The 24,430-nt window shown below is 63.9% G+C and carries 17 protein-coding genes; 8 read left to right on the top strand and 9 right to left on the bottom strand.

Annotation, left to right across the window (positions count from 1 at the left end; translation table 11 throughout):
* Positions 1-66: 66 nt before the first annotated feature.
* A complete protein-coding gene (locus AC1RNP_RS13250; RefSeq protein WP_493051734.1) occupies positions 67-759 on the top strand; it encodes a glutathione S-transferase family protein in 693 nt (230 codons plus the stop codon).
* 20 nt (positions 760-779) lie between these two features.
* Positions 780-1,205 (top strand): GFA family protein, encoded by a 426-nt coding sequence (locus tag AC1RNP_RS13255; protein WP_493051735.1) that lies wholly within the window; start codon positions 780-782, stop codon positions 1,203-1,205.
* Positions 1,206-1,487: 282 nt separating this feature from the next.
* On the opposite strand, the gene AC1RNP_RS13260 is transcribed toward AC1RNP_RS13255, so the two are convergent.
* Positions 1,488-2,462 (bottom strand): hypothetical protein, encoded by a 975-nt coding sequence (locus AC1RNP_RS13260; protein WP_493051736.1) that lies wholly within the window; start codon positions 2,460-2,462, stop codon positions 1,488-1,490.
* A gap of 564 nt (positions 2,463-3,026) precedes the next feature.
* On the opposite strand from AC1RNP_RS13260, the gene AC1RNP_RS13265 reads away from it, so the two are divergent.
* Complete coding sequence (locus tag AC1RNP_RS13265) at positions 3,027-3,467, top strand: hypothetical protein (RefSeq protein WP_493051737.1); 441 nt, start codon at positions 3,027-3,029, stop codon at positions 3,465-3,467.
* Positions 3,468-3,506: 39 nt separating this feature from the next.
* Here the strand turns inward: AC1RNP_RS13265 and AC1RNP_RS13270 are convergent, their stop codons facing one another.
* The 4 genes from AC1RNP_RS13270 to AC1RNP_RS13285 are packed head-to-tail and all read right to left on the bottom strand — an operon-like array spanning position 3,507 to position 8,155.
* Positions 3,507-6,077 carry a CHAT domain-containing protein gene (locus AC1RNP_RS13270; protein WP_493051738.1) on the bottom strand — a complete coding sequence of 857 codons (2,571 nt, stop codon included), beginning with the start codon at positions 6,075-6,077 and terminating at the stop codon, positions 3,507-3,509.
* Entirely contained in the window at positions 6,046-6,852 is an 807-nt protein-coding gene (locus AC1RNP_RS13275) for a choice-of-anchor P family protein (RefSeq protein WP_493051739.1), read from the bottom strand. The genes AC1RNP_RS13270 and AC1RNP_RS13275 overlap by 32 nt, the downstream gene beginning before the upstream one ends.
* On the bottom strand, positions 6,849-7,565 hold the full coding sequence (locus tag AC1RNP_RS13280) for a zf-HC2 domain-containing protein (RefSeq protein ID WP_493051740.1): 717 nt from the start codon (positions 7,563-7,565) through the stop codon (positions 6,849-6,851). The genes AC1RNP_RS13275 and AC1RNP_RS13280 overlap by 4 nt, the downstream gene beginning before the upstream one ends.
* Complete coding sequence (locus tag AC1RNP_RS13285) at positions 7,562-8,155, bottom strand: RNA polymerase sigma factor (protein ID WP_493051741.1); 594 nt, start codon at positions 8,153-8,155, stop codon at positions 7,562-7,564. The genes AC1RNP_RS13280 and AC1RNP_RS13285 overlap by 4 nt, the downstream gene beginning before the upstream one ends.
* 485 nt (positions 8,156-8,640) lie before the next feature.
* Here AC1RNP_RS13285 and AC1RNP_RS13290 point away from each other — a divergent pair, with 485 nt between their 5' ends.
* Together AC1RNP_RS13290 and AC1RNP_RS13295 are read left to right on the top strand one after the other, a co-directional pair.
* Complete coding sequence (locus tag AC1RNP_RS13290) at positions 8,641-10,923, top strand: hypothetical protein (protein WP_493051742.1); 2,283 nt, start codon at positions 8,641-8,643, stop codon at positions 10,921-10,923.
* A gap of 203 nt (positions 10,924-11,126) precedes the next feature.
* Positions 11,127-11,489: a hypothetical protein gene (locus tag AC1RNP_RS13295; protein ID WP_493051743.1), complete on the top strand. Its 363-nt coding sequence runs from the start codon at positions 11,127-11,129 to the stop codon at positions 11,487-11,489.
* Between the two features lie 337 nt (positions 11,490-11,826).
* Here AC1RNP_RS13295 and AC1RNP_RS13300 read toward each other — a convergent pair whose 3' ends face one another.
* The 4 genes from AC1RNP_RS13300 to AC1RNP_RS13315 are packed head-to-tail and all read right to left on the bottom strand — an operon-like array spanning position 11,827 to position 16,117.
* Complete coding sequence (locus tag AC1RNP_RS13300; RefSeq protein ID WP_493051744.1) at positions 11,827-12,603, bottom strand: DeoR family transcriptional regulator; 777 nt, start codon at positions 12,601-12,603, stop codon at positions 11,827-11,829.
* A gap of 33 nt (positions 12,604-12,636) precedes the next feature.
* Positions 12,637-13,971 carry a D-tagatose-bisphosphate aldolase, class II, non-catalytic subunit gene (locus AC1RNP_RS13305; protein WP_493051745.1) on the bottom strand — a complete coding sequence of 445 codons (1,335 nt, stop codon included), beginning with the start codon at positions 13,969-13,971 and terminating at the stop codon, positions 12,637-12,639.
* 30 nt (positions 13,972-14,001) lie between these two features.
* Positions 14,002-14,967, bottom strand: a complete 966-nt coding sequence (locus tag AC1RNP_RS13310; RefSeq protein ID WP_493051746.1) for an ROK family protein — start codon at positions 14,965-14,967, stop codon at positions 14,002-14,004.
* Entirely contained in the window at positions 14,954-16,117 is a 1,164-nt protein-coding gene (locus AC1RNP_RS13315) for an SIS domain-containing protein (protein ID WP_493051747.1), read from the bottom strand. Before AC1RNP_RS13315 ends, AC1RNP_RS13310 begins: the two co-directional genes overlap by 14 nt.
* Before the next feature lie 360 nt (positions 16,118-16,477).
* Between AC1RNP_RS13315 and AC1RNP_RS13320 the strand changes: the two genes are divergently transcribed.
* The 3 genes from AC1RNP_RS13320 to AC1RNP_RS13330 all read left to right on the top strand — a co-directional run bounded on the left by AC1RNP_RS13320 (position 16,478) and on the right by AC1RNP_RS13330 (position 24,325).
* On the top strand, positions 16,478-19,810 hold the full coding sequence (locus AC1RNP_RS13320) for a TIM-barrel domain-containing protein (RefSeq protein WP_493051748.1): 3,333 nt from the start codon (positions 16,478-16,480) through the stop codon (positions 19,808-19,810).
* A gap of 127 nt (positions 19,811-19,937) precedes the next feature.
* Positions 19,938-22,946: a TonB-dependent receptor domain-containing protein gene (locus AC1RNP_RS13325; protein WP_493051749.1), complete on the top strand. Its 3,009-nt coding sequence runs from the start codon at positions 19,938-19,940 to the stop codon at positions 22,944-22,946.
* Positions 22,947-23,050: 104 nt separating this feature from the next.
* Complete coding sequence (locus AC1RNP_RS13330) at positions 23,051-24,325, top strand: DUF3472 domain-containing protein (protein ID WP_493051750.1); 1,275 nt, start codon at positions 23,051-23,053, stop codon at positions 24,323-24,325.
* The last annotated feature ends 105 nt before the right edge of the window (positions 24,326-24,430 follow it).

The following is a 24,430-nucleotide window of genomic DNA, read 5'->3' on the forward strand; positions in this document are numbered from 1 at the left end:
ATCGAGTATCCAGAAGGCAAGGGCCGCGTCCCGTTGGCCTAATTGGCTAGGCAACTAACGTCAATCATGAAGCGCATTCTCTACAGTGGTACCCGGAACGCTTCCAGCTGGGCCCTGCGGGCTTGGCTGGGACTCCGCGAGGCAGGCGTTCCTTTCGAAGAGATCATCGTGGACATCCGTGTCCCGCAACGATTCGACAACCTGGCGGCGATCGCGAAGTTCTCTCCACCCGGCGCAGTTCCGGTCCTCGTCGAGGACGATATCGTCATCTACGACTCCCTGGCGATCATGGAGTACGCAAACGAGTTGGCGAACGGAAAGCTGCTCCCCCGGGACATTCATGCGCGGGCGCATTGCCGCTCGCTGCTCGCATGGCAGCACTCGGGGCTGTCCAACATCTGCCCGCGGTTGTCCTTTGAAGCCTCCTTCTATGCCAACAAGCGAGCGATGACGCCCGAGGAGCAACAAGGCGCCGCGCGGGGGTTTGCAGTTTGGGAAAAGGAGCTCGCCGAAAGCGGTGGTCCATTCCTAACCGGCAAGCTGTCTCTGGCCGACCTGGCGTTTGTTCCCACGATTCAGCGCCTGACCACTCACATGCCGAGCCTGGCAGCGTGGCCCCGGGTCAGTCGTTGGGTTGCACGGATGTTGGCCCTGGATTCTGTATCGGAGTGGCTTAGGGATGCCTACGCCCTGCCAGAAGTCCGGCTGGACGACTACAGCGAACCGGTCGGATCGCCGATGGACCCGGACCGGCACTGACATTGAGCATTGAGAGGCGCATGAACGGGAATCTCGTGCAAGGCAGTTGTCTTTGCGGCACCGTGCGGTACGAGGCGGGGCCGGACTTCCGGGTGATGGTGCATTGCCACTGCCTACGCTGTCGCAAAAGCTCCGGGACCGCCCACGCGACCAATCTGGTCGTGGATTGCGGCAATTTCCGTTGGCTGACTGGCGCAGAGCTGATCTCGCGCTTCGATCTCCCCGCCGCCAAGTCATTCGGCAAGTGGTTCTGTCGTCAATGCGGCACGCCGGTGCCGCGCCCGTTCCGTGGCGGTGCGCTCGTGATGGTCCCGGCGGGATCGCTGGACGCAGATCCTCCCGTCGAGCCGACAGATCATATTTTCTGGAGTTCACGGCCGCGTTGGGGCTGTCCCTGCGGAGATCTGCCCACGCATGCCGAATACCCGGCTAGCTGGGGCCCGTAACGGTTTGAACAGCAGAACGAAGGATCAGATTCAGGAGCATCCAGGTGAACCGGTTGATGCCGACGCCCTCATGTTCAATGCAGCCCTTGCCGCGACTGGCGCGACTGCGGCAAATGTTGGAAGGTCCTGTACTGGTCGGTTTCACGCGCGCATGTGTTGGCGAACTGCGCCGTGCCGAAGTGAGCCACCAGCCCGCCGCCACTTGGGCGACGGGCGATGCGGAGATGAAGAGGAGTCACGAATGATGATGCGCTCGCAGGCAACAGCCGTCTGGAACAGGCGCTATCTCAAAGCAACAGCAGTCCCCGATCCATCCGTCGTGTTGCCATTGACCTGATTATTTCCATAGGTGAACAACTGAGCGCCGCCAGAAGCGATGAGGCCGGTCCCGGCGTTTCCTGTCACGGTCGAGCTGCCGATTCTGATGATGGCGTTGCCGCCCGTCGCCTGCACGCCGTCGCCGAGGTTGTTGGCCGACACCACTTTATTCAACATCATGCGAATGGCGCCGCTGGTTCCTTCCGCGACGATGCCATGCAGAGGCGAGCCCGTCGCCGATGTGTCCGCCACCGTGATGCCGATGGCGCCGCTCGTCGCGGCAGTGCTGGTGCGCAGGCCGATCGTGTTGTTCAAGAGCGTGGAGTTGGTGATGTAGACCCTTGCACCGCCTGTGCCTGTGGGAGCGATGTTGATTCCGGCTCCGCTTGAGGCATTGCCACTGCCGGTGATGGTGGAGTTGATGACATGAATTTCGGCGGTCAAGGACGAGTTGAGGACGATAATGCCGTTGCCATTCGGCGCCGCTCCGTTGAAATCACGGATGATGCAATCGTCCACGATCAGCGATGCACCTTGAAGGAATCGGACGCCGTTGAGGCCGGCCGAGGTGGGCGAGCCGCCGTCGATGTCCAGGCCGCGAAGCACGACATCAATGTTCGCTCCGTTCACGATGACGCCCGTGGTGCTGGATGCCAGGGACGATCCTTCGACGTGCTTGCATGAAATCGTGATGGATTTCGTAATCGTCACGGTGCCGAAGCCACCCGGATCGATGCAGTTGATGATGCCGCCTGCGGCTGTCTTTGAAATCGCGCCGGCCCATGTCTTGCAGGGCGCGGTGCGGCTGCAGGGATTGGCGTCATCGCCCACACCTGACACCCAGGTGCGTGTTGCCTGGGCAAAAGCGCTCCCGCTTGCGAGCAGGAGTAATGCCGAGATGATCAAGGACTTGAGGAATACTGATTGTTTGCGGCTCATGACGTTGTCCCCTAAAAGACTTCAATGAGTGGATTGGATTTGTTTCCGTGTCGACATGCGAAATCGTCGGGCGCAATCCGCCCTGGATGCACGATCCATGCCTGCCTGACTGCCCACGTTGCGCATATATCCCCTTCCGGGTCCGGCCGATTGGCTGGCCAGCCGACGTGATCGAATCGGCCTTCCCGGAAGGCCCTTCTAGCACGTTTAGTTACATATCGTGATGCGCGGCTGCCGACTGACAAACGCTAGGCTTGTTGCGGTGCAAAAGGACCGGGTTCCCCTCCTGTCCGGACGACAAAATCCGCAAAATCTCGGGTATCCGGGTTAGCGGCGTTTGCCGGTAAGCGCGACTTGCATGAATTTGATTCGATCCAGCGCGGTTAACAGCCGCGCACGTTCCGCATGGACGGTTTGAGCAGCGTCGAAGTCCGGATGCTGGCGGCAATCCCGCCGGAGACATCGCGTGGATTGCGATCGCGGCTCGATGGCGGAGGTCGCGGCCCTGCATGACGATGCGACACGCACTATGATGCCGGCCTATGCCCTGAGCGGAGAGCTGCGATGAGTCGGAGAATGCGAGTGACGACCGGGCTGATGCTGGTCGTGATGATGACGGCTTGCAGCCCGTCTTCGTCGCCGGAGAAATCCGAAGTCGCGCAACCCGCGGAAGATGCGTCGGCATCGTTGCCTGCCGCCGAACCGACAACGCCCGCGCCGGTCGCGCCCGCACCGACGACTCCTGCGCCTGACGCGCCGCCAGGGAGCATGGTCGTGTATGCCTGCGACGATGGCAGCGGCGTGACCGTCACCTACGACAAATACAGTGCCCTGGTGAAACTGCCCACGGGCTCGACGATGTTGTCGCGCGCCGAGTCCGCATCCGGTGGCGGCGGCGATGCCTATCTCGGCGAGGAACTGTCTCTGTATCGCAACGGTAGTCTCGTCCAGCTGCAGGCCGCCGGGAAATCGCATACCTGCACGCAATCCCCGGCCGGCGGTTAAAGGACCGCCGCGCAAGGACGCCAATGCGCGGAGGTGGAATCACGATCGCGAAGCGGGTGCAAGGCGTGAGGTGTAGATGACGAACGGCGCCCAGTAGTACGGCTTGCGGTACGCGGTGCCGGAATGCAGCAGTTCCAGTTTGGCCAGGCGCAGCGCGGCGATGGGTTCCGCGCCCGCCGCCAGCTGGTGATAGAGATGCGTCATCAATTCGGCGGTGGAAGCGTCTTCGACCGGCCACAGCCCGCCGACGACGCGTTTCGCTCCGGCGCTCAGGAACGCCCAGGACAGGCCCACCAATCCTTCGCCTGAGAAAGTCCGCGTGCCGGCGCTGCGGCAAGTGGAGAGGGTGACGAGTTCGGCGTGGAGCGGAACGGTGACGACGTCGCGAGCATAGAGCTTGTATGCGCTGGCGTCGGCGGACAGGACCACGGCCGAGTCGAGGGGTACCACGGAATTCGCCTGCGCGTGGGCGGCGAGATGGAGGTAGGTGAATCGCTTCGGATCGGCGTCGCGATATGCGGAGGGCGTCGCTTGCTGTCCGGAGTAGACGAGGCGGTTGCCGGATTTGAACAATCTGGAAATCGATGCGACTTCCTTGCCGGCGAATGGCAGCACAGGGAATTCCGCGTCCGGAGGCACCGGATCGCCGAAGACGAGCAGGGAGCGTTCATGCGCGGGCGACGATTCGCTTTCGACTTGCAGCAGTCGCAACGACGGGGTTCTCGCCAGGGCTGCGTCCTCGATCAGATAGTGAGGGTGAGGCCCGGGAACAATCAGGGTGTCGAAATTGAGCGGATTGAGCGGGCCGTCGGAGACGACGATCACCCGTTCCGCTGACGTCATCGCCGCCGCCATGGGCTGCACCAGCAGCCGATACAACTCCGCGCCCTCGGGAGCGGCTTCGGCGAGGGGATCGCGGGAATTGAGGATTCGCTGCTGATAGGTCGAGACGAGCGTGCCCAGGGTTTTCTCGCCCGGCAGCGGGATCAGCTGGATGCCATCGGCGGCGATGGCCCACAGGAAGGATTTCTCGGCACCGGTTGAGTAGAAGAGCAGCAGCGCTTTGGAATCTCGAGCCAGCCGCGGGTAGTCGATCTGGCGCCCTGGAACGGAGCCGGTTCCCTGCAATCGCTCATGCAGCAATCGCGCGCGGCTCTCGTCGGCGACTCGCAACGCCTCGTCGGTGCGTCCCTGTCCGACGAGAAAATCCACGTAGTCGTCGTAGAAGCGATCCAGGTTGGAGAAGAACGGGAGTTGATGCTCCACCTCCAGCAACCGCGCGAGGGAAGTCTCCATTAACGCGAATGCCTTCCGGTATTCGGCCTCGGCCTCGACCGGGCGGCGGTCGCGGGCGTACAGGCGTGCCAGGGCGGCGTGCGCTTCCCACACCATGTCCGGTTTGACGTTCGGGAGGCTGATGACTTCGTTGTAGAGCGCCGCCGCTCGCGACGATTCCCCGCGCCGCTCGCGGATCTCGCCGAGCAGCAGCAACGTCCGTTCGCGGATTTCGCCCAGCAACAACGTTGTCGGACGTCGCCCGGTGAAGAACCGATGCTCGGTCTGGATGCGGAGTGCTTCTTCGGCGCGGGAGGCCGCTTCGTCGTAGTTTCCGCGTTCGAGCGCGAGAGCCGCGCGTGTGGTCTGGATGTCGGCCAGGGTTTCCGCGGCCTCGTTTTGATCCTCGAGTTCCCGCGCGATGGTGGCGGCGCGGGCATAGCTGCGGCTGGCGCGCGCGTAGTCGCCCTGGCGCTGCAGCGTCTGCCCGAGATTTTCCAGGACGACCATGCGATCGCCTTCGTAGCCGAGTTTTTGCGTGAGTGCTTCGGCTTCGGACAACACCTGGATGGCGCGTTCGTAGTCGCCGAGCCGGTAGTAGCACCAGCCGAGCCTGCCCAGATTCCTGGCGCGGAGTCCGCCTGCGGTGAGGCCGGAAGCCAGTGTCTCGGAGCGGCGAAGCCAGCGGACCGCGTCGTCGTATTCGGACGCGTTGATGCGGAGATTGCCAAGGTTTCCTGCCGCCTTTGCTTCGATCAGGCGGAATCCTTGCCGCTCCGCCGTTTCCATCGTCTTGCGGAAGAATGCTTCCGCGGTGACGAGGTCGGCTTGTAGCGCGGCGCAGGTGCCGCGCCGCAGCGTCACCTCGGCGACGAGCCTGGCATTGCCTAGGTCCTCGGCGATGCGCTCCGCCGTTTCCAGATCGGTTCGCGCACGGGTCGGGGCATTGTCGCCATCGGGCGCGTGGCAGCGCGCGTAGCCGCGGGTCATCAGCGCGCGCGCCAGCACGACGTCGCGCGGCCGATCCGCGGACAGGCCTGTGTCGAGCCGGCTCAGTGCCGCCGTGATCTGGCGTTGGCCGACCAGGACCTCCGCGTCCAATACTTCGAAGGCCCAAGCCCATCCTGGCTGGCGTGTCTCTTGCGCTTGCCGCAATCCGTCTTCGGCAAGCGCTTTTGCCGCGCTGAGGTTACCGGATTCAAACTCGCGATAACCATCGCCGTAGAGCTTGTCGAGGGGAACCTTGTCGGCGCCGCATGAGGCAACGAAAAGCGCGAGCAGCGCAAACAGTTTGTTCGCGGTGTTATGGATCCCAGTGGCCGTTGCCGATGGCATTTGCACATACGATACTGCCAGAGATCGGGCAGCCGAGTTCGATGCGCAACATCGTCAGTTGACGCGAGTCACGTGTGATGAGGTATTCGCCGAGGTAGACGATGCCGAAGCCGGGTACGAGGATGCCGTGCTGGCCTTTCGTTCTGCAGCCGACCGGGATGACTCCTTTTTTCTTGTCCAGACGGAATAGCGGCGCCAGGAGTGTTCGATCGGATGGGAAACGTGACTCCTTCTGCTCTTGCGGTTCCTCTGTCTTGATCGGATTGCCGTTCGCGTCGATGAAAGGGAAGCTGCCGGAGCGGGACGAGTGGGTGATTTCCTTGTATCGGCCGCCGCCAAGGAGTTCGGGATAGGATTCCAGCTCGATCGGGATTCCTCCGATGCGCAAGTTCTCGAACTGGCTGCCGAAGGGAAGGATCTCCGACTCGCGTTCGTTTTCCTTGTGCTGGGACGTGATGCGGGCAACGACACGGTCGGCCGTGATCACATCGAGAATGTTCAGCCCTTCGATGGCGGTCGTGACCAGGGTTTCACCGGCCAGCCCGCCGTCATGACGCACCTTTTGGCCAGAAAGAGTACTGGTCACGCGATCGAAGCGAACGATGTTCCTGAAATTGAAATTTTCGACGGCCGCCGAAGCGTAACCGCCTCCGGGAGACAGGACGCAGGCGCCTTGTGGTTCGATGCTTTCTCGTATGGGGCTGGTAATTTGGCCGCCGACGGCCATCGTGCTGCCGCGGAACCAAAACCTGCGCTCATCTTTATCGTGGCTCATTTCATTTCCTCGCGTGTCAGGACGAAAAGGTATCGGGTGCGCTCGGATGCAACGGTTTGCGCATCAGGCGAGTTGAGACCCGACAGTTCGACTGCGTACCGGCCGGAGGCCAGGCCCGACACCGGCAGCAACAATTGCAGCTCATCGCCGGTAGTGGGCGCCGGAACGACAGAAGAGAGAACTTGCGTGCCTTTGGCATCGCGCACGTCGATCCGGTACCGCGCGGAAGACTCGTAGCCGCTGCGGCTCAGTGTAAGACCGATCATGTTCTGTTGTGGGCCCACACGAATCTCCGCCGGATCGCTGCGGGCGACGGACAGGAAATGCCAGCTCGTGGTCTGCAGGTTCTGGCTATGCGCGAGTTCGCCGCGCAGCTGCGGAATGGTCACGGCCGACTGGTAGATCACCGTGCCGAGCGACAGCACGACCGTGGCGGCCACCGCGAGTGCCGGCAGCAGCCGCCACCGCGACTGCCATGGCCCTTGCCGCAGGCGTCGCGTCGCGCTCGCCAGACGGCGGCGCATGGACTGCTTGCCGAGGACGGCCTTGGTGTCGTCGAGAAAGAGGCTGAGCGCCTTGATGTCCTCGGCGCACTCCGGGCAGGTGAAGAAGTGCTCCTCGAATTCGGCGCGCTCTTCCTCGCTCAGCTCGCCCAGGACGTAGCTTTCGGCGATCGCTTTTCGCATGGCTGTGGCGTGATCCATCTTGCTCATCCGCGAGGGCTGGCGGGTTCTGTCCGCGCCAGGTAGAGGGTCCGGAAACGGAGCTTGGCGCGATGCAGCAGCACGCGCAGGTAGCTCCGGTCCACCTTGAATTCCTTGCAGACTTCGTCCTTGTCGCGCTCCTCGACGAAGAGTGCCCGCATCAGGCGCCGGTCGAGGTCGGGGAGGTCGTCGATCACGCGCCGCACCAGTGTCCGCCGTTCGACGGCCAGCAGTCGTTCCTCGACCACCGGCGCATCGTCCTCGACTTCCGGGATCGCGGAGTCCGACATCGTCGGATGACGCTTCTCGGAGCGATACAACTCCAGCAGGACGTGATCGCACACGGTGTTGACATAGGCGCCCAGGCGCTCCGGGTAATGGATTTCCTCGCCGGAGCGCAGGGTCTTGAAGACGCGCAGGAAGGTTTCCTGGCAGGCGTCCTCGATCAGCTGGCGCGAGCGCAGCCGCGAACGCAGTTTGATCCGCAGCAGATCCTTGAAGTAGCCGACGAAATGTCGCTCGGTCTCGGAGTCGCCGCCGCGCAGGCGCTGCACGTAGCCGCCGTCGAAGCGGTGGAGGTCACGCCCCGAGTGCTGCATGGGGTCTCCCCGTCCCGGATGCTGCAGAGGTAGAACGAGTATAGCCACGAGTCCATCCCTAACTGACGTCTGCGTCTTGGCCGAACGCGCCGGCCTTGTGGATTTGCTACGGGCGTCCCCCTCCCGTCCTCATGTAGTGACCTTCGAGGGCCAAACGTTTCAGCTGGAACCGGCCCCATTCCAGCCCCCTGTCCGCCGGCCTCGCCGGGCGGTGGCTTGGCCTGGCTTCCTTTCCGGGATTGCCCGCGCCGGTATTCCACGCCTCGTGCACGAGAGCGGCCCCGGCGAGAAACGTTTCGCCCCCGGACATCACTACACAGAGGCAAGCAGCCCGTAGCCCGGTCGCGATCGCGTCGGGAATCAGGATGGCGGATTGGCGCCGGGATGCTGCATCACGCAATTCATCGGAACACCACACATCAGGCATGTGTCACGCGGTGACGTCGCACCCGGCGTAGGACCGCAACCAACTCAAGGAGAAAGTCATGAGCAAGAGTGGTCCCGGCCAGGAAACGGCAGGCAGGAAGCAAGACGCATACAAACTGGAACTGGTCGGTTTCGCGGCGGGAAGCGAGCGACCGAAGATCCTCCTGCAGGCGCTCGATCGCAAAAACACCGCGCTGTATTCGCAAGAGATCGGCGACGACGGCAATTTCGCTGTTTCGGCCGAGGTGCTCAAGCGCGCCCATCGCGTGGTGATCGGCGCGCCCGACGAGAAGGACAGCGTTCGTGTCGATGCTTCCATCAGCTACCGTGCCGAGGAGTTCCTCGCGCAGATCAAGAACGGCAGGCTCGCGCTGGCCGAAAGTATCTGGTCGCGGTTCCATTTCCACTGGACCTGCGTCAGCGGCAGCGTGCGCGTGTGCCGGCGCCGTCCGTGGTGGTTCGACAGCATCATCTCGAAGGCGGGCACGGTGCTGGCGCGGAAGAATGTGTTGACCAATGCCATCGTGTCGCGCGATATCTCGGTCAGTTCGTCGATCGAGCGGCTCTCACCCTCGCTCAATGACCTGATCTACTGGCCGTATCGCTGCTATCCAGTGTGCCTCGGCACCGTCGAGGTCTATCGTCGCACATGTTGCTGCTGGCCGATCGTGATCGACGATCCGCGGATTCCGGATCTGATCCGTGATCTGGAGATCTACGTCGAGCGTCTGCCGAAGTTTCCGAAGCCCAAACCCGGCTTCCCGCCGCCGCCTCCGCCGCCGGTTGGCGATCCGCTGCGCACGCCGTTCTTCAAGGGCGGTGCGATGAACGAGCTGGCGATCAATGCGAGCAACGACCTGCAGATGCTGCGCACGTTGCCGTCTGACCAGGTCGCGCAGTACATCCAGAGCCGCGCCTACCTGCTGCACCGGTTGTGCAGTTGCGGCCAGGCCAGCAAGGTCGCCACCGGCACGATCCAGCCGGACGGCACCTTCAACATCTGCTGGCTCGAGCCGTGGCGCCTGCTGCTGGTCAACTGCTACGAGCAGTACGCCTATGTGGTGAAGCAGACGATCGGCAACACGACCACGACCATCTACAACGGCCTCACCGCCGGCGCCTGGTTCTCCGCCGGTGAAACGCCGGTGCTCACCACGTACAACGGCAACGCCTATTCGTGCAACGAGACGGGCACTGGTGATGGCGATGCGTATGTCTTCCTCGACCTGATCGGCGATACCGAAAGCCACGAGCTGACGACGCCGGACTCCACGGGTTGGGACCGCGTTGCGGCCCCGGACGCGGCCTCGGGCCTGCTGTTCCCGAATGCCAGCGCGAGCGGCCATTTGCGCAATCTGGGCGGTGCCGTCGAGCTGACCTTCAACTTCAGCCTCGGATTGCGCGATCCCTCGATCGGCGCGCACTACTACCGCATCAGCATCTGCCGCGCCGATGCGGACGGAAACCCGGTGGGTCCACGTCACTACCAGGGGGATGGGTTGGCCTGGCAGAAGATCGTTGGTGCCGACATCGTTCCCGAATCCCTGGGCCCCAACACGGTGGGTGGAGAGGCGAATCTGTATCGCATTCCCTACAGCGACGAGCCCTGGACTGGCACGGTGCGTTACCACGCGCGGGTCAACACGTTGCAGGCGGACTTGAACGTGCCCACGGCCGCCGATCTCGCCAGCCCCGCCGCCAATCATCTGATTACGCTTGAGCTGTTTGACGCGGCCGGTCAACGTTTGCGTCCGCTTGGTGCGCCGGCTTCCGGTCAGTCAGGGACGGAGGTGGTCAAGCCGTTCAAGTACCGTCGCTGGTTCCAGCCCGGCGGCAGCGTGGGCGACGACACCGTCGAGGTGCCATACGCGGCGTTGACGCACCTGTTCTGCTGGGACAACCGCGCACCGGTGGCCGACATCACGCGACTGGTGATGGACAGCGATGCATCGGACGAGGAGTGCCAGTTCCTGCATGGGCCGGACGATTCCACGTTCGCGATCGAGTACCGCGCCTACGTGCCGGATCAGCGCTTCCAGTACGGTCACGGCATCGGTTGGCTGCGCGGGTTGAACGCATCGGCCGCCAACGGTGGAATCGGGACGTTGCCGACGCCGCTCAGCCCGGCCAACGTGGGCAAGCCGCCGGCGCTTCCGATCAACAGCGGCAGCAACACCTTCGAGCACATGCTGACCCGGCTCGACGCGCCCAATCCGCCGACGGTACTGCCGCGCTGTTCGTTCGCCGTCACGCTGACGACCTACGCCAAGACCACCGACGGTTCGAACATGAACTACCCACATGCGCAGGAGACGGCAGCCTTCGCCCTGGCGATCGACTGAGGCAACGCGGAAGGAACCGGCGTTGCCGCACGTCATGGAAGGCGTGCACATGGATCAGGCGCACGCGTGCTCGATCCGATGGAAGCGGGTCCGGGAATAAGCCCGGACTCGCGATCACTGCACAAACCCGGGAAGGGTGTGTGCAGTGAATTTTTTGAAGCGATGACACCAATGGTGATGCGCCACGCATACGGGAGCAGATGATGATCGGCGAGGGCGGCGATTTCTGGTTGAAGCTGACGATCGCCATCCTCGCGACCTGGCGCTTCACACACCTGCTCGCGCGCGAAGACGGTCCGTTCGACCTGATCGCGCGCCTGCGTCTGGGGTTAGGCGATGGCGTGCTGGGCCGGATGCTCGACTGCTTCCAATGCCTGAGCTTGTGGATGGCCGCGCCCGCCGCGCTGTGGGTGACGACGAAGCCACTCGACGCATGTCTGGTCTGGCTGGCCGTGTCCGGCGCGGCCTGCCTGTGCGAGCGCATCGGCGAACCGGAGGTCGTCATGCAGCCGTTGCCCGAACCGAATCAAGGAGAAGAGGATGGGATGTTGCGGACAAAAACGTAGTGCGATGCCGGCGCCGATGCCGGGTGCCGTGCCGGGGCTTCAGCCTCGATCCGGCGTCGTCACCGCAGCGAACACTGGGACAGGCCGGACGGCGCCGGAAGCATCAACCGGTACCCGACACGTGGCATTGCGATACCGCGAGCGGGCCCGGGTACGTGTTCTGGGCCCCGTGACCAGGCGGCATTACGAGTTCTCGCCCGAACAGCCGACGCAATCGGTGGACACCCGCGATGCCGATGCATTGCTGCGCACGCGGCAGTTCCTGCGTGCATAGAGCGCGTTGTCCGGCGGCACCGGCGTGGGTCACGATTGAATCAGGCTGTCGTGAAGGGGCCGATCAGGGCGAAGGTTCGGCGATGATCACTTCGATGCCGAGTTTCTGCAGCCCTTCGCGATATTCGCCGCTGATGCCGTCGTCGGTGATGACGGTGTGCACCTGATCGAGCCGCGCGATGCGATGCAGGCTCACCCGTCCGAATTTCGACGCGTCGGTCAGCACCACCACTTTGCGCGCGCGCTCGACCATGCGATGGTTGAGACTCGCCTCCGCTTCGTGGTGCGTGGTCAGGCCGAATTGCAAATCCAGCCCGTCCACGCCCAGGAACAGGGTGTCGAAGCTGTAGGCGCCGAGACTGGCTTCGGCCTGGCTGCCATGCAATGACAGCGACTGCTTGCGCAGCGTGCCGCCGGCGAGCAACAACGACACACCCGGTGCATTGGCGAGCTCCCACGCGATGTTGAGGCCGTTGGTCATCACCGTGACGTCGCGATGCTCACGCAGATGGCGTGCCAGCGTCATCGTGGTCGAGCCGGAGTCGATGATGATGTTGTCGCCGGGTTTCACCAACTGTGCCGCGCTCGCGCCGATCGATTCCTTCAGCGGCAGGTTGAGCGCGTCCTTCTCGTGGATGTCGCGCTCCTGCGGCGGTGTGCGCACCAGGGTGGCGCCACCGTGATTGCGCGTGGCCAAGCCCTGCGATTCGATGTGGGTGAGGTCGGCGCGGATCGTCACCGAGGACACGTCGAAGCGCTCGACCAGGTCCGCGACCTGGACGTTGCCGTGCTGGACCAGCAGCTGCACGATCTGTTGCCGGCGTTGGCGGGTGTTTCGCATGGCGATCTTTTCGGGCGTCTCGGAAGGGGAAGCTTACCTTTCCGAAAGCGCCGTGGCGTCGGAAGTTTCGTTTTCGCCGCGCGCGCCGGCGCGATTGCGGGCGCAGGCGCGGGCGTACTCGGCCAGTCGGCCGAAGACCTTGTGCTGGATCATGGCATGCGGGTCGGGAGTGAGCCGGCCGGCGACGATCTCGTTGTGCTGTTCGGGCATGAACTGGCTCAACAGGATCAGCGGCGGTGTGTGCCGCTGCAAATTGCCGATCAGCCGGTCCACCGCCGCGCTCACGTCCGGCTCGCCCCAGTAGTAGCGGCAGCGATCGCTGAGCGCGTAGCGGCGCAGCAGGCGCAACTGGTGTTCATCGCCGCTGTAGTGATTCCGCCAATGCGCCGGATGCTCGACCATGCAGCGGTCCAGCACGTCCACCAGTTGCGAGCGTTCCGCCGCCGGCAGGAGTTCGTCCTCGATCGCCGCCAGCGCGAACAAGGCTTCGCGGAATGCGAAGGTGGCGGCCGGGCCGACCTTGAGGATGGCGAAGTGATCGCGCACCAGCGCGTGCAGCGACGCCTCGGTCTGGTAATCGGTGGAATGCGCCTCGAACACGATGCGCGGTTGCGTCTCGACGAAGGCCGACAATGCGGTGGCGGCCTGTGGATCGTAGTGATGCACGGCGCTGTGGTCGAAATCGACGCCGGGCTGCACCACCATCGCGATCACGCGTTCCCACGCGGCAGCGAGATTGGGCGCGGAGAATGCCTGGCGATGGATCTCCAGCGTTTTCGCCGCCGCTTCCGGGCGTGTCACCGCCAAACCGCCCGCCAGTGAAGCTTCGCCGCCCGGCACCGGCACTTCGGTGCCGATCACGTAAACAGGTGGCGGCAATCCAGCTTCGGTCGCGGTGCGTTCGGCGATCCGCGCCAGTTCGGCCGAGCGCGCGGCCACGATTTCGTCGGGAAGCGGCGTCGGGTCGTCGGCGCAGGACATGCTGCAATCCAGATGGATCTTGTGGAAACCGGCGGCGACATAGGCGGCGATCAGATCGCGCGCATGCGCCATGGCTTCGGCGGCCGGACGCTTCTGCCAGGCATTCGGACCGAGATGATCGCCGCCGAGAATCAGGCGTTCGACCGGAAATGCTTGCGTGTTCGCCAATCGCAATACGTAGTCGCGGAATTGCGCCGGCGTCATGCCGGTGTAGCCGCCGAATTGGTCGACCTGGTTGGAGGTCGCCTCGATCAGCAGCACCGTGTCGTAGTGCCGCGCCACCTGCATCGCGGCCAGCAGCACCTGCTCGTTGCTGCAGCACACGCTGTACAGGCCGACGTTCTCGCCACGGCGATGGGCGGCAATGAGGGATTGGACGGCGGACATGGATGCGATCTCTGGAATGGCGAGTGGAAATCAGGGCGCTGGGCTGTGCTGGCGCGCCAGCAAGGCCGCGCCGCGCGCGCCACCGGCGTCGCCGAACGCCGCCGGCAGGATCGGCGGAACGTGCACGCCGTCGAACAGATGCGTCGCGATCGCGGCGGGCAACGCCTGATAGATCTGTTCGAGTTTCGACAAGCCGCCGCCGAGCACGATCACGTGCGGATCCAGCAACAGCACCAGGCCCGCGAGGCCGTGGCCGAGCAGATCGCGATGGACGTCCAGCGCCTGCAACGCGATGGCGTCGCCCGCATACGCACGCATGGCGACCGCGCCGGCATCGATATGTTCGCCACCGAGATGGTGGTGGATCATTTCAAGGCCGCTGCCGGACACGTAACGCTCCATGCAGCCGCGCAGCCCGCAGGCGCAGTCCAGCAGCGGCAGCGCGTGGCGTTCCAGTAGCGTGGCGGGGATGGTCCAATGGCCCCATTCGCCGGCGATGCCGTTGCCGCCGGCGATCAGGCGGCCTTCAAGGCAATAACCGCCGCCGGCGCCGGTACCGAGGATGGCGCCGAACATGCTGGGATAGTCGGCCGCCGCGCCACCGTAGGCTTCCGACAAGGCGAAGCACTGGCAGTCGTTGCCCAGATGCAGCGGGCGTTGCAATCGCGCCTGCAAATCCTGGCCGACTTGCCGACCGGTCAACGCGGGCACGTTGGAACTGAGCTGGCGTCCCGTGACGTGATCGCGCACGCCCGGCATGCCGAGCCCGATGGCATGGCAGGCATTGCCAAGATCGGTATCCGCGGCATGGATCAGTTCGGTGACCGCATGCAGGAAAGCTTCGTAATCCTGCGTTGGCGTGGGAATACGGCGCCGATAGCGGACTTCCAATGCCTCGTCACAGGCGACCAATTCGATCTTGGTGCCGCCGATGTCGAGCCCGTAATAGGTCCGCGCGGCGGTGCCAACACGCGTACCGGGATTAGAGCTGGTCATGGCGATGGATGATCACGCCCCGGACGACGCGATTGACGGTGCCGTCCGGGAAAGGATTGTCGGGCGACAGGCCCAATGCCACCGAACGTCGCAATGCGTAGCGCTGCGCCATGGTCAGCCATAGCGGCGCGAGCCAGGGATCGGGCAGTGCGGGCACAGCCAGGGTGAGGTCGGTCGGTTCGCCGTCGTTCGCCTGTGGTCCGACCGACAGCACGCGTCCGGCGATGCCGTCGCGACGTAGCTCGTCCAACAGATCCTGCTCGTAGCGGCGCGCGATCGGCTGCGCGCTTCGCATCATCACGACTAATGTGTTGGCATCGAGTGTGGACTTGGGGCCGTGGCGGAAACCGAGCGGCGTGTCGGCCAGCGCCAGCACGCGCCCGGCGGTGAGTTCCAGCGTCTTGAGCGCGGATTCGCGCGCCAATGCTTCCAGCGGGCCGCTGCCCAGATAGATCACGCGCGTGTACGGCGATTGCGCCAGTGACGTCACGGCGGGGTCCCAGTCCGACAGCGCCTGTTGGCCATGGGCCGAGAGTGCGTGCAGACGTTGCAGGCGTTCCGGCCACGGCGCGGCGTCGAAGACGGTCAGCGCCGCCAGCAACATGCAGCTGAGGCTGCTGGTCATCGCGAAGGCACGATCGCAGCTGGCGGGCGGCATCAGCAGCGTGAACGTATCCGCGCGGCCCTGGCCGCGTCGCGCCAGTTCGCCCTCGCCGTTACAGGTGATGTCGAGGAAGCGCGCCTGCGCCACGCGTTCGTGGACGAGTTCCACCGCGGCCACGCTTTCCGGGCTGGAGCCGCTGCGTCCGAACGACACCAGTAGCGTCGGGCGTTCGCGATCCAGGTACAGCGCTGGATGCGTCAACAAACTGGTCGTGTGCAGCGCGCGCACGTCGGCCGGCCACTGCGCATTGATCTGGTCGGCCACCATCTCGGCGATGAAGCCGGAGCTGCCGGCGCCAGTGAAGATCACGCGATGCGCGGGTTGGCGCAGCCAGTCTCCGAGAAAGGTGTCGATCTGTGTGCGCGTGCGATCGAGCGAAGCCGCCAGCTCGTCCCAGAGCGCGGGTTGCTGGGCGATTTCTTCGGCGGTGTGGCGTCCGCCGAGGTGTTGCCAGACGGATAAATCAGAGAGCAGGGCGGCTTCCATTCGTGATTCCTGTTAGGCGCGCGCACGATCCGCGTTTTCTTTCGAAAAGTCAAATAACGAAAGAAAAAGGAAAGATTGTGTGTCGGAGTTGGGTCTGGGCTTGCATTTGCGGGGCCGGCAAAGCTTAACGATGAGAGGAGCTAAATTCCTGTGAATTCCGACGGCATGAGCACTCGTTTCGAAAATATTGCCTTGCACAATCTTTCGTTTATTTGAGAATTTCCTTCTTTTTTCTTTCAAATTTGTTGAATGTTTCGATGCGCTGCCCTAGAGTCGGCCGCATCGGTTTCGATTCCACGCATGGCGGGGCTGGGCACGGTGGGAACCCACGCACGACGCAAAGGCAGTCTGCTTGCCGCAATGATGTCCCTGCTGGTCTGGGCCGTCCCGGCTTTGGCCGAGCCTGTGGGCAATCTGCGCGGCATCGCGTCCGCTTCGACCAATGCTTCGACCAGTGAAGGCTCGGCGAGCTGGGAGATCACCACCGACAACGGCACGCGCGTTCGCATCGATCTGTTGCGCGCCGACGTGCTGCGCGTGCAGGCCGGCCACAACGGCAAGCTGCTCCCGGCCGGCGACAAGGCCACGCCGATCGTGTTGCCGCAGCCGGTGTCTGCGGTGCCTTTCAAGCTGGAAGAGGATGCGAATGAAGTACGCATCCGCACCGATGCGCTGGTGCTGCACATCCAGCGCCAGCCGCTGCGCTTCGCGCTCGATCGGATCGAAGCCGGCAAGACGATTCCGCTATGGCGCGAGTTGCAGCCGCTGGATCTGTCGCGAGGGCAGACCGTGCAAGTGCTCTCCAGCGAATCCGACGAACATTTCTACGGTGGCGGGCAGCAGAACGGACGCTTTGAATTCAAGGGCCGCGAGCTGGAGATTTCGTATTCCGGTGGTTGGGAAGAGGGCGATCGTCCGAGCCCGGCGCCGATGCTGCTGAGTTCGCGCGGCTGGGGCATGCTGCGCGACACCTGGAGCGACGGCAATTACGATTTGCGCGAGCCGGAGGCGATCACGCTGCTGCATCGCGAGGACCGCTTCGACGCTTACTACTTCGTCGGCGCGAGTCTGCACGCGCTGCTCGATCGCTACACCGCGCTGACCGGCCGCGCCAAGCTGCCGCCGCGCTGGGCGCTTTCCTACGGCGATGCCGATTGCTACAACGACGGCGACAACGCCAAGAAGCCCGGCACCGTGCCCGAAGGCTGGCGCGATGGCCCCACCGGCACCACGCCGGACGTGGTCGACAGCGTCGCGCGCAAATACCGCGAATACGACATGCCCGGCGGCTGGATCCTGCCCAACGATGGTTACGGTTGCGGCTACAAGGATTTGCCGAAGGTGGTGCAAGGGCTGGCGCGTTATGGCTTCCGCACCGGTTTGTGGACCGAGGACGGCGTCGACAAGATCGCCTGGGAAGTCGGCACCGCTGGCAGCCGCGTGCAGAAACTCGACGTGGCATGGACTGGCAAGGGCTACCAGTTCGCAATGGATGCCAATCATGCCGCCTACGACGGCATTCTGAAGAATTCCGATTCGCGCCCATTCTTGTGGACGGTGATGGGCTGGGCCGGCATCCAGCGTTTCGCGGTGGCGTGGACGGGCGATCAGAGCGGTAGCTGGGACTACATCCGCTGGCACATTCCGACGGTGATCGGCTCGGGGCTGTCGGGCATGGCCTACGCCACCGGCGATGTCGACGGCATCTTCGGCGGCAGCGCCGAGACCTTCACCCGCGATCTGCAGTGGAAAAGCTTCACGCCGGTATTGATGGGCATGTCCGGCTGGTCATCGAACACGCGCAAGCATCCATGGGCGTTCGACGAGCCTTATCGCGGCATCAATCGCGATTATCTGAAGCTCAAGATGCGCCTCACACCGTACATGTACGGACTGGCGCGTGAAACCGAGCGCAGCGGCGCGCCGCTGGTGCGCGCGCTGATGTGGGATGACCCGCAGGATCCGCAGGCGTACACCGAGGCGCACAAATATCAGTTCCTGCTCGGTCGCGAGTTGTTGGTGGCGCCGGTGTATCGCAGCCAGGCCGCCAGTCGCGGTTGGCGGCGCGATATCCATCTTCCGCCTGGCCGCTGGATCGACTACTGGGACGGCCGCCAACTGCTGGCGGGGCCGCAGGGACGCCAGATCGATCGTCAGGTCGATCTGAAGACCTTGCCCGTCTTCGTGCGCGCCGGCGCGATCGTGCCGATGTATCCGGCGATGCTCTACGACGGTGAGAAGCCGATCGACGAACTCACCCTCGATTTGTATCCACAGGGCGAATCGCAATACACCCTGTACGAGGACGACGGCAACACGCGCCGCTACGCGCAAGGCGAATCCAGCGAACAGGACATCGCCATGCGGGCGCCGGAGCAGGGCAGTGGCGAGGTGCACGTGCGCATCGATGCCGTGCGCGGTCAATATGCTGGCCAACTGCCGCAACGCCGCTACGCGTTGCGCGTGCTCAGTCGCGCGCGTCCGCGTGCCGTGGAACTCGATGGTCGTGCGTTGCCGGTAATTGCCAGTGCGGCGGATTGGCAGTCCGCTGCGGAAGGCTGGTATTTCGATCCCGCCGAACGGCGCGGCACGCTGCATGTGCGCACCGCGCCGGTCGATATCCGCCGCGCGTTGGACTTCCGTCTGGATTTTCCGGCTGACTCGGCCTTGCCGGACGACGATTTCCCCGCCGCGCCCGTGCTTGGCCGCGCCTTGCCTTCCGACAGCCTGCTCGTGGTCAACCGTCCCGCGGAAGAACCCGGCCATTCGCTCGAGAACGCCTTCGACGACGATCCCACCACTTGGTTCCGCACCGTGCGCAACCAGGCCGTGCGCACCGGCGCGCACGAATGGACGATCGGTTTCGGCGAACGCCGTCTGATCGACGGCATCGAGTTGGCGCCGCGCAACGACAAGAACTGGAAGCACGGCCAGATTCGCGATTACGAAATCTATCTCGCCGACAGCAACGGCGAGTGGGGCGAACCGGTCAAGCGCGGACGCCTGATGTTGCAACAGGACATGCAGCGCATCGATTTCCCCGCGCATGCTGGCCGGTTGTTGCGCTTCCGCGTGTTGAGCACGCAGAACCCCGAGGGTGATGCCGCCAGCGGCAGCGATCCGATGGTGACGGCCGCGCAAGGTGGTGGCGCGCGTGCCTTCGATGCGTTGCAGCCACGTGATGTCGGGCCGATCGTGCTGTCCACGTTCCATGTGCTCGAACACGCATCGAGCGAGCGCCCGATGCAGCAACGCTATCTTTCCGAACTGACATTGCCGCCCGCGTTCTCGACCGAAGTGGCGCGTGATCACGCGCATGGCGGCGCATCGGAGATGCGCATGAACGGCCTGCATTTCCGCCGCGGCCTGGGCGTCGGCGCCGACAGCCGCATCGATATGCAACTGCAAGGCGACTGGCGCCTGCTGCGCGCCGATCTCGGCATCGATGACAGCTGCCGCGATGCCGGCGGCATGCAATTCCAGGTGTGGGGCGACGACCGGCTGCTCTACGACAGCGGGTTGGTGCGTGCGCCGGGCGTCGTCAAACCCGAACTCGATCTCCGTGGCCTGCACCGTCTGAGCCTGCGCACGCTTGGCGCGCAAGGCGCGCAGCCGGCACGGGTCTGCGGCAACTGGGCCAATGCGGTCCTGATTGGACAGGAGGGCGACACCGCCACGATCGCACCACCTTAGCCGAGTCGTACCCACAGTTCCTGCCTTTCAACTGCGGCTTGTCAGCCGTGGCACGGGCCCGCTGTTGCCTGACGCAAACCCATTCACCACGCAGTCCCCCGCCTGCGGATCGAACAAGGAGACAAAGATGTTGCCAGTACGCCATCGCCATCGCTGCATCCCCGCCACCACCTTGTCCGTTGCGTTGAGCATGGCGCTCGCCGCGGCGGGTCCGGCTTCCGCGCAGACAGCCGATCCCAGCACTCCACAAACGGAAGCGGAAAAACCCGGTGGCGATAGCAAGGCCACCGATCTGGCCCGGATCGAAGTCACCGGTTCCAACATCAAGCGCACCGATGTCGAAACCGCCTCGCCGCTGCAGATCATCAGCGAGCAGGATATCGAGAACATGGGCGCGCGCACCTTGCTCCAGGTGCTCGACAACCTGCCCGCCGCGCGGCCGGCGCAGCAGGACTTCAAGTCACTGTTCACCGGTTCCGACGGCGCATCGCAGGCCAACCTGCGCGGCCTCGGTGCTCAGGGCACGCTGGTGCTGTTGAACGGCCGCCGCCTGTCGTACTACGGCGCACCGGCGGGTTTCCAGACCCAGTTCGTCAACATCGACGCGATTCCCGCCGCCGCGATCGAGCGCATGGAGGTGCTGACCGACGGCGCTTCGGCCGTCTACGGCACCGATGCGGTGGCCGGCGTGATCAACGTGATCACGAAGAAGTCGTTCGATGGCGTCGAGCTCAGCTTGAGCAGCGACACGTCATCGCGCATCGATTCCTACGGCGAGCACCAGGCCAGCATCACCGCCGGCATCGGCGATCTCGAAAAGGATCGCTACAACCTCTATGCCTCGGTCAACCTGTATCGGCGCGACCCGATTCCGCTCAGCGACTGGTACGACAAGAAGCCGCGCCAGTACTACGTCAACAATCCCAACTACATCAACAATTTCCGTCTCAATAATGGCAGCGCGCCGGGCGTGTTCAATCCCGGCAGCTATTTCGCGTTCGATCCGAGCACCGGCGCCCGCGTGCAACAGCCCGCGCCGGGTTGCAACAACGTGCTGACCACCGAGGCGGCCGGCCCGCGCTGCATCTGGCAAACGTGGTTGAACAACGAGATCGATGCGGGCGCCAAGTCGAAGCGCACCACCATTTACCTGCACGGGGATTTCCTGATTGGCGATTCGATGGAAGCCTTCGGCGAGGCGACGTACACGGATATCGAGCTGACCGCCAACGGCGGCACGCCACGCGCCTTCAACAGCACGAGCGGCAACCCGACGAGCTGGTTCGCGCGCAACACGGGTGTGAACGTCAACACGTTCAGCTATCCATTCATGGGCCCGAACAACGTGTACAACAACGCCAGTCCCGAGCTGAAGGCGTTGATGGGCGGCGTGGTCGGCCTGCAATACCTGTTGCAGGACGTGGGCGACGACTATTTCGGCCAGCGCAACACCGACAAGAGTTATCGGGCACTCGCCGGCCTGCGCGGTAACATCGGTGACTGGAACTGGGAGACCGCTCTCGCCACGGCTGGGACACACTCGGTCACGTACCAGACAGTCAACGTCAATCTGGAAGGGTTCGCGAAGGCGTTCGGCCCGTTCACGATCGATCCGGTCACTGGTCGCACGTTGATGGCCGACAATCCGGCCTACCAGTTCGGTGTCATCAACGAAGCGAACGCAAAATTGATCCGCGAGGCCTACCCGACCTTCGACATCCATTCCTGGACGCGCCTCCATACCCTGGACGGCAAGATCGAAGGACCGATCTATACGCTACCGGCCGGTGAAGTGCGCGCGGCATTCGGTTTCAGCGTGATGCGCGAGTCGTTCTTCACGCCTGGCAATCCGGACGCGGCGAACGGCCTGATCACGCAACAAGGCGGTTCATGGTTCGACGGCGAGCGCACGACGAGCGCGCTGTTTGCCGAAGCTGTCGCGCCCATCACCGAGAAGCTGGAAATCGACGCGGCGGTGCGCGTGGACAAGTATCCGAACTTCAGCGCCAACGTCGCGCCGAAGATCGGCATCAAGTACCAGATGCTGCCGGAACTGTTGCTGCGCGGCACCTATTCGGAAGGCTTCCGCGCGCCGAGCCTGGCCGAATCCGGCACCGGTGGCGTCTTCGCCCAGCTCGGCGGCTACCGGGACGAGACCCGTTGCAACGAGACGAATGCGATCGCCAACCTGCTCTTGCAGTCGAATCGCCAGGGCGACAAGGATCTCGGCACGTCACTGTTGAACGCGGATTGCAGCCGCACCGTGGCGCGCATGACGCAGCCCAACCAGGATCTGGAGCCGGAGAAGGCCAAGATCGCCACGCTGGGCTTCGTGTACGAACCGACGAAGTGGTTGTCGCTGTCGGCCGACTATTGGTTCATCTACCGTCGCGACCAGATCGCCGCGCCGGACTTCAGCAAGGCGGCGGACATCGTCTCCTCGACGCGGTTCCCGATCACCGACGCCGATCGCGCGAATCTGGCGACGCTTGCCGCCATGTGCGCCGATCCCGCCAGCGGCGTGACCTGTCCCGGCACGCTACCGACCTACAGCGTGGGCAATGTGTCCAGCGTCGTCGGTCAGTACAAGAACCAGGGGCGCACCCTGGTCGACGGTTTCGACATCGATGCCCGCGGCCACTTCTCGCTGGGCGACTGGGGTGGGCTGAACGTTGGACTGGCCGCGACGATCGCGCGTCGCAACGACACGGTCCTCCTCGACAGCAGCACCGGATGGGCTTATGGCAATACGGTCGGCTACTACGGCAACCCGAGGCTGCGTGCCACGTTGAACGCCGACTGGAACTACGGCAACTGGACCACAAGCCTGTTCATCAACTATGTCGGTGGCACCAAGTGGGCCTACGACAAGACCGATGTCGATTCGTTGCCGGGTAAGTGCATGGCGTACTACAACAAGCCATCGCCCGGACAGTGCAACGGTGTTCCGGCCTGGTGGACGGCGAACCTCGGCGTGACCTGGCGGCCGCTCGAAAACGTGAAGGTCGGTGTCACGGTGAAGAACCTGTTCGATCGACTGCCGTTCTACGACCCGAACAGCTTCCTCGGCGACGCCAGCGACTACGCGAACTTGTATGGCCGCATCTACAGCGTCTCGCTGAACTACAAGTTCTAGTCCCGAAATCACGCAGGCTTCCGCCACGGTCGGCCGACTTCCGGCCGTGGCGATCTTCCAATCCGAACTATCGCGCCAGTACCTCCCCATCACGGAGAACACTCATGAGATCGCTCGTTCGTGCAAGTCTCGCATTGTTGTGGTTCGTATTGCCTGGCATCGCCGGTGCGCAGGAAACCACGGTCACCGTGCCGCTGGGCGGCAATGCTTTCATCAGCAAACCGGCGCCGGCCGCGCATGAAGTCATCACCGAGACCGGTTTGCACAACTGGGATTCGAATCGGGCCGTCGTCAGCGTCTACTTCAGCGTGCAGCAGGCAGGAGAACTGCAGGTGGCGTTGGTGGGAGCGCTCGCGGGCGCGGATCGCAGCACGGTCAAGGTGACCGTAGGCAATCAGTCAATACCAGTGAATCTCTTCGGCACGGAGAGCGCGGTGTTCCCGGTCGGAAGCTTCACCGTCGATCGCCCCGGCTATGTGAAGGTGGATCTGCAGGGCGTGTCCACCGATGGCCGGTACTACGGCGATGTCAGCGACCTGCGCATCGCGGGAAGCGCCGCCGTCGGCGTGGTGTTTGCCAATGATCCGGAGAATTTCTACTGGTCGCGCCGTGGTCCTTCGGTCCATCTGGGCTATCAGGCTCCTGCCGATACCGAGTACGTCTACAGCGAAGTGACGGTACCAGTGGGGCAGGATGCGATCGGTTCCTACTACATGGCCAACGGATTCGACGGCGGCTATTTCGGTATCCAGGTCAACTCGCGCACTGAACGCAGGGTCCTGTTCTCGATCTGGGATGCGCCCGACGGCGGCAAGACGACGCTGGTTGCCAAAGGGCAGAACGTGGTCACCAACGACTTCGGCGGAGAAGGGACGGGCGGCCAGAGTTTTCTCGTCTACCCATGGCAGGCCGGACATACCTATCGCTTCCTCACGCGCGCCCGGCCGGATGGCGGTGGCGGCACGTTGTTCACTTCTTGGTTCGCCGAGGCGGCGAGTTCTGCTCGCAAAAGCAAATGTACGGACTGGCAGTTGATCGCCACCTGGAAGCGCCCTGGCGGTCCCACGTATCTGCGTTCGCTGTATTCGTTCCTGGAGTCGTTTCTTCCGGAAAACGGCTACCTCGGCCGCAGCGCCCGCTACGGCAATCAGTGGGCCAAGCCCGCGGGCGGTGCCTGGACAGAACTGGCGACGGCCCGCTTCACCGTGGATGCGACTGGAAGCAACCAGCAACGGCTGGATTACGCGGGCGGCGTGAACGGCAATCTGTTCTACCTTCGCATGGGTGGTTTCTTCTCGCCGCCCGTCGCTCCCGGGCAGAGTTTCGTGCGAACGACGAACGGGGCGCCGCCGGCTATCGATTTGAATACCTTGCCCTGATTCCGATTACGCGGTTGGCGTTAACCTGAGGCGGGGTTCGCAAGACGCGAAGCCCGTCGAGGGCATGTTATCCGACGCGGGATCGAGCCGACCCCAAAGATTCGC

Source organism: Luteimonas sp. GW821-FHT14E02 (genome assembly GCF_058803905.1).

Coding starts and splice junctions, on each gene's coding strand:
- AC1RNP_RS13320 (WP_493051748.1), top strand. CDS start 16,478: ATGATGTCCCTGCTGGTCTGGGCCGTCCCGGCTTTGGCCGAGCCTGTG.
- AC1RNP_RS13280 (WP_493051740.1), bottom strand. CDS start 7,565: ATGAGCAAGATGGATCACGCCACAGCCATGCGAAAAGCGATCGCCGAA.
- AC1RNP_RS13300 (WP_493051744.1), bottom strand. CDS start 12,603: ATGCGAAACACCCGCCAACGCCGGCAACAGATCGTGCAGCTGCTGGTC.
- AC1RNP_RS13275 (WP_493051739.1), bottom strand. CDS start 6,852: ATGAGCCACGATAAAGATGAGCGCAGGTTTTGGTTCCGCGGCAGCACG.
- AC1RNP_RS13290 (WP_493051742.1), top strand. CDS start 8,641: ATGAGCAAGAGTGGTCCCGGCCAGGAAACGGCAGGCAGGAAGCAAGAC.
- AC1RNP_RS13255 (WP_493051735.1), top strand. CDS start 780: ATGAACGGGAATCTCGTGCAAGGCAGTTGTCTTTGCGGCACCGTGCGG.
- AC1RNP_RS13270 (WP_493051738.1), bottom strand. CDS start 6,077: ATGCCATCGGCAACGGCCACTGGGATCCATAACACCGCGAACAAACTG.
- AC1RNP_RS13260 (WP_493051736.1), bottom strand. CDS start 2,462: ATGAGCCGCAAACAATCAGTATTCCTCAAGTCCTTGATCATCTCGGCA.
- AC1RNP_RS13295 (WP_493051743.1), top strand. CDS start 11,127: ATGATCGGCGAGGGCGGCGATTTCTGGTTGAAGCTGACGATCGCCATC.
- AC1RNP_RS13285 (WP_493051741.1), bottom strand. CDS start 8,155: ATGCAGCACTCGGGGCGTGACCTCCACCGCTTCGACGGCGGCTACGTG.
- AC1RNP_RS13310 (WP_493051746.1), bottom strand. CDS start 14,967: ATGACCAGCTCTAATCCCGGTACGCGTGTTGGCACCGCCGCGCGGACC.
- AC1RNP_RS13265 (WP_493051737.1), top strand. CDS start 3,027: ATGAGTCGGAGAATGCGAGTGACGACCGGGCTGATGCTGGTCGTGATG.
- AC1RNP_RS13330 (WP_493051750.1), top strand. CDS start 23,051: ATGAGATCGCTCGTTCGTGCAAGTCTCGCATTGTTGTGGTTCGTATTG.
- AC1RNP_RS13250 (WP_493051734.1), top strand. CDS start 67: ATGAAGCGCATTCTCTACAGTGGTACCCGGAACGCTTCCAGCTGGGCC.
- AC1RNP_RS13305 (WP_493051745.1), bottom strand. CDS start 13,971: ATGTCCGCCGTCCAATCCCTCATTGCCGCCCATCGCCGTGGCGAGAAC.
- AC1RNP_RS13325 (WP_493051749.1), top strand. CDS start 19,938: ATGTTGCCAGTACGCCATCGCCATCGCTGCATCCCCGCCACCACCTTG.
- AC1RNP_RS13315 (WP_493051747.1), bottom strand. CDS start 16,117: ATGGAAGCCGCCCTGCTCTCTGATTTATCCGTCTGGCAACACCTCGGC.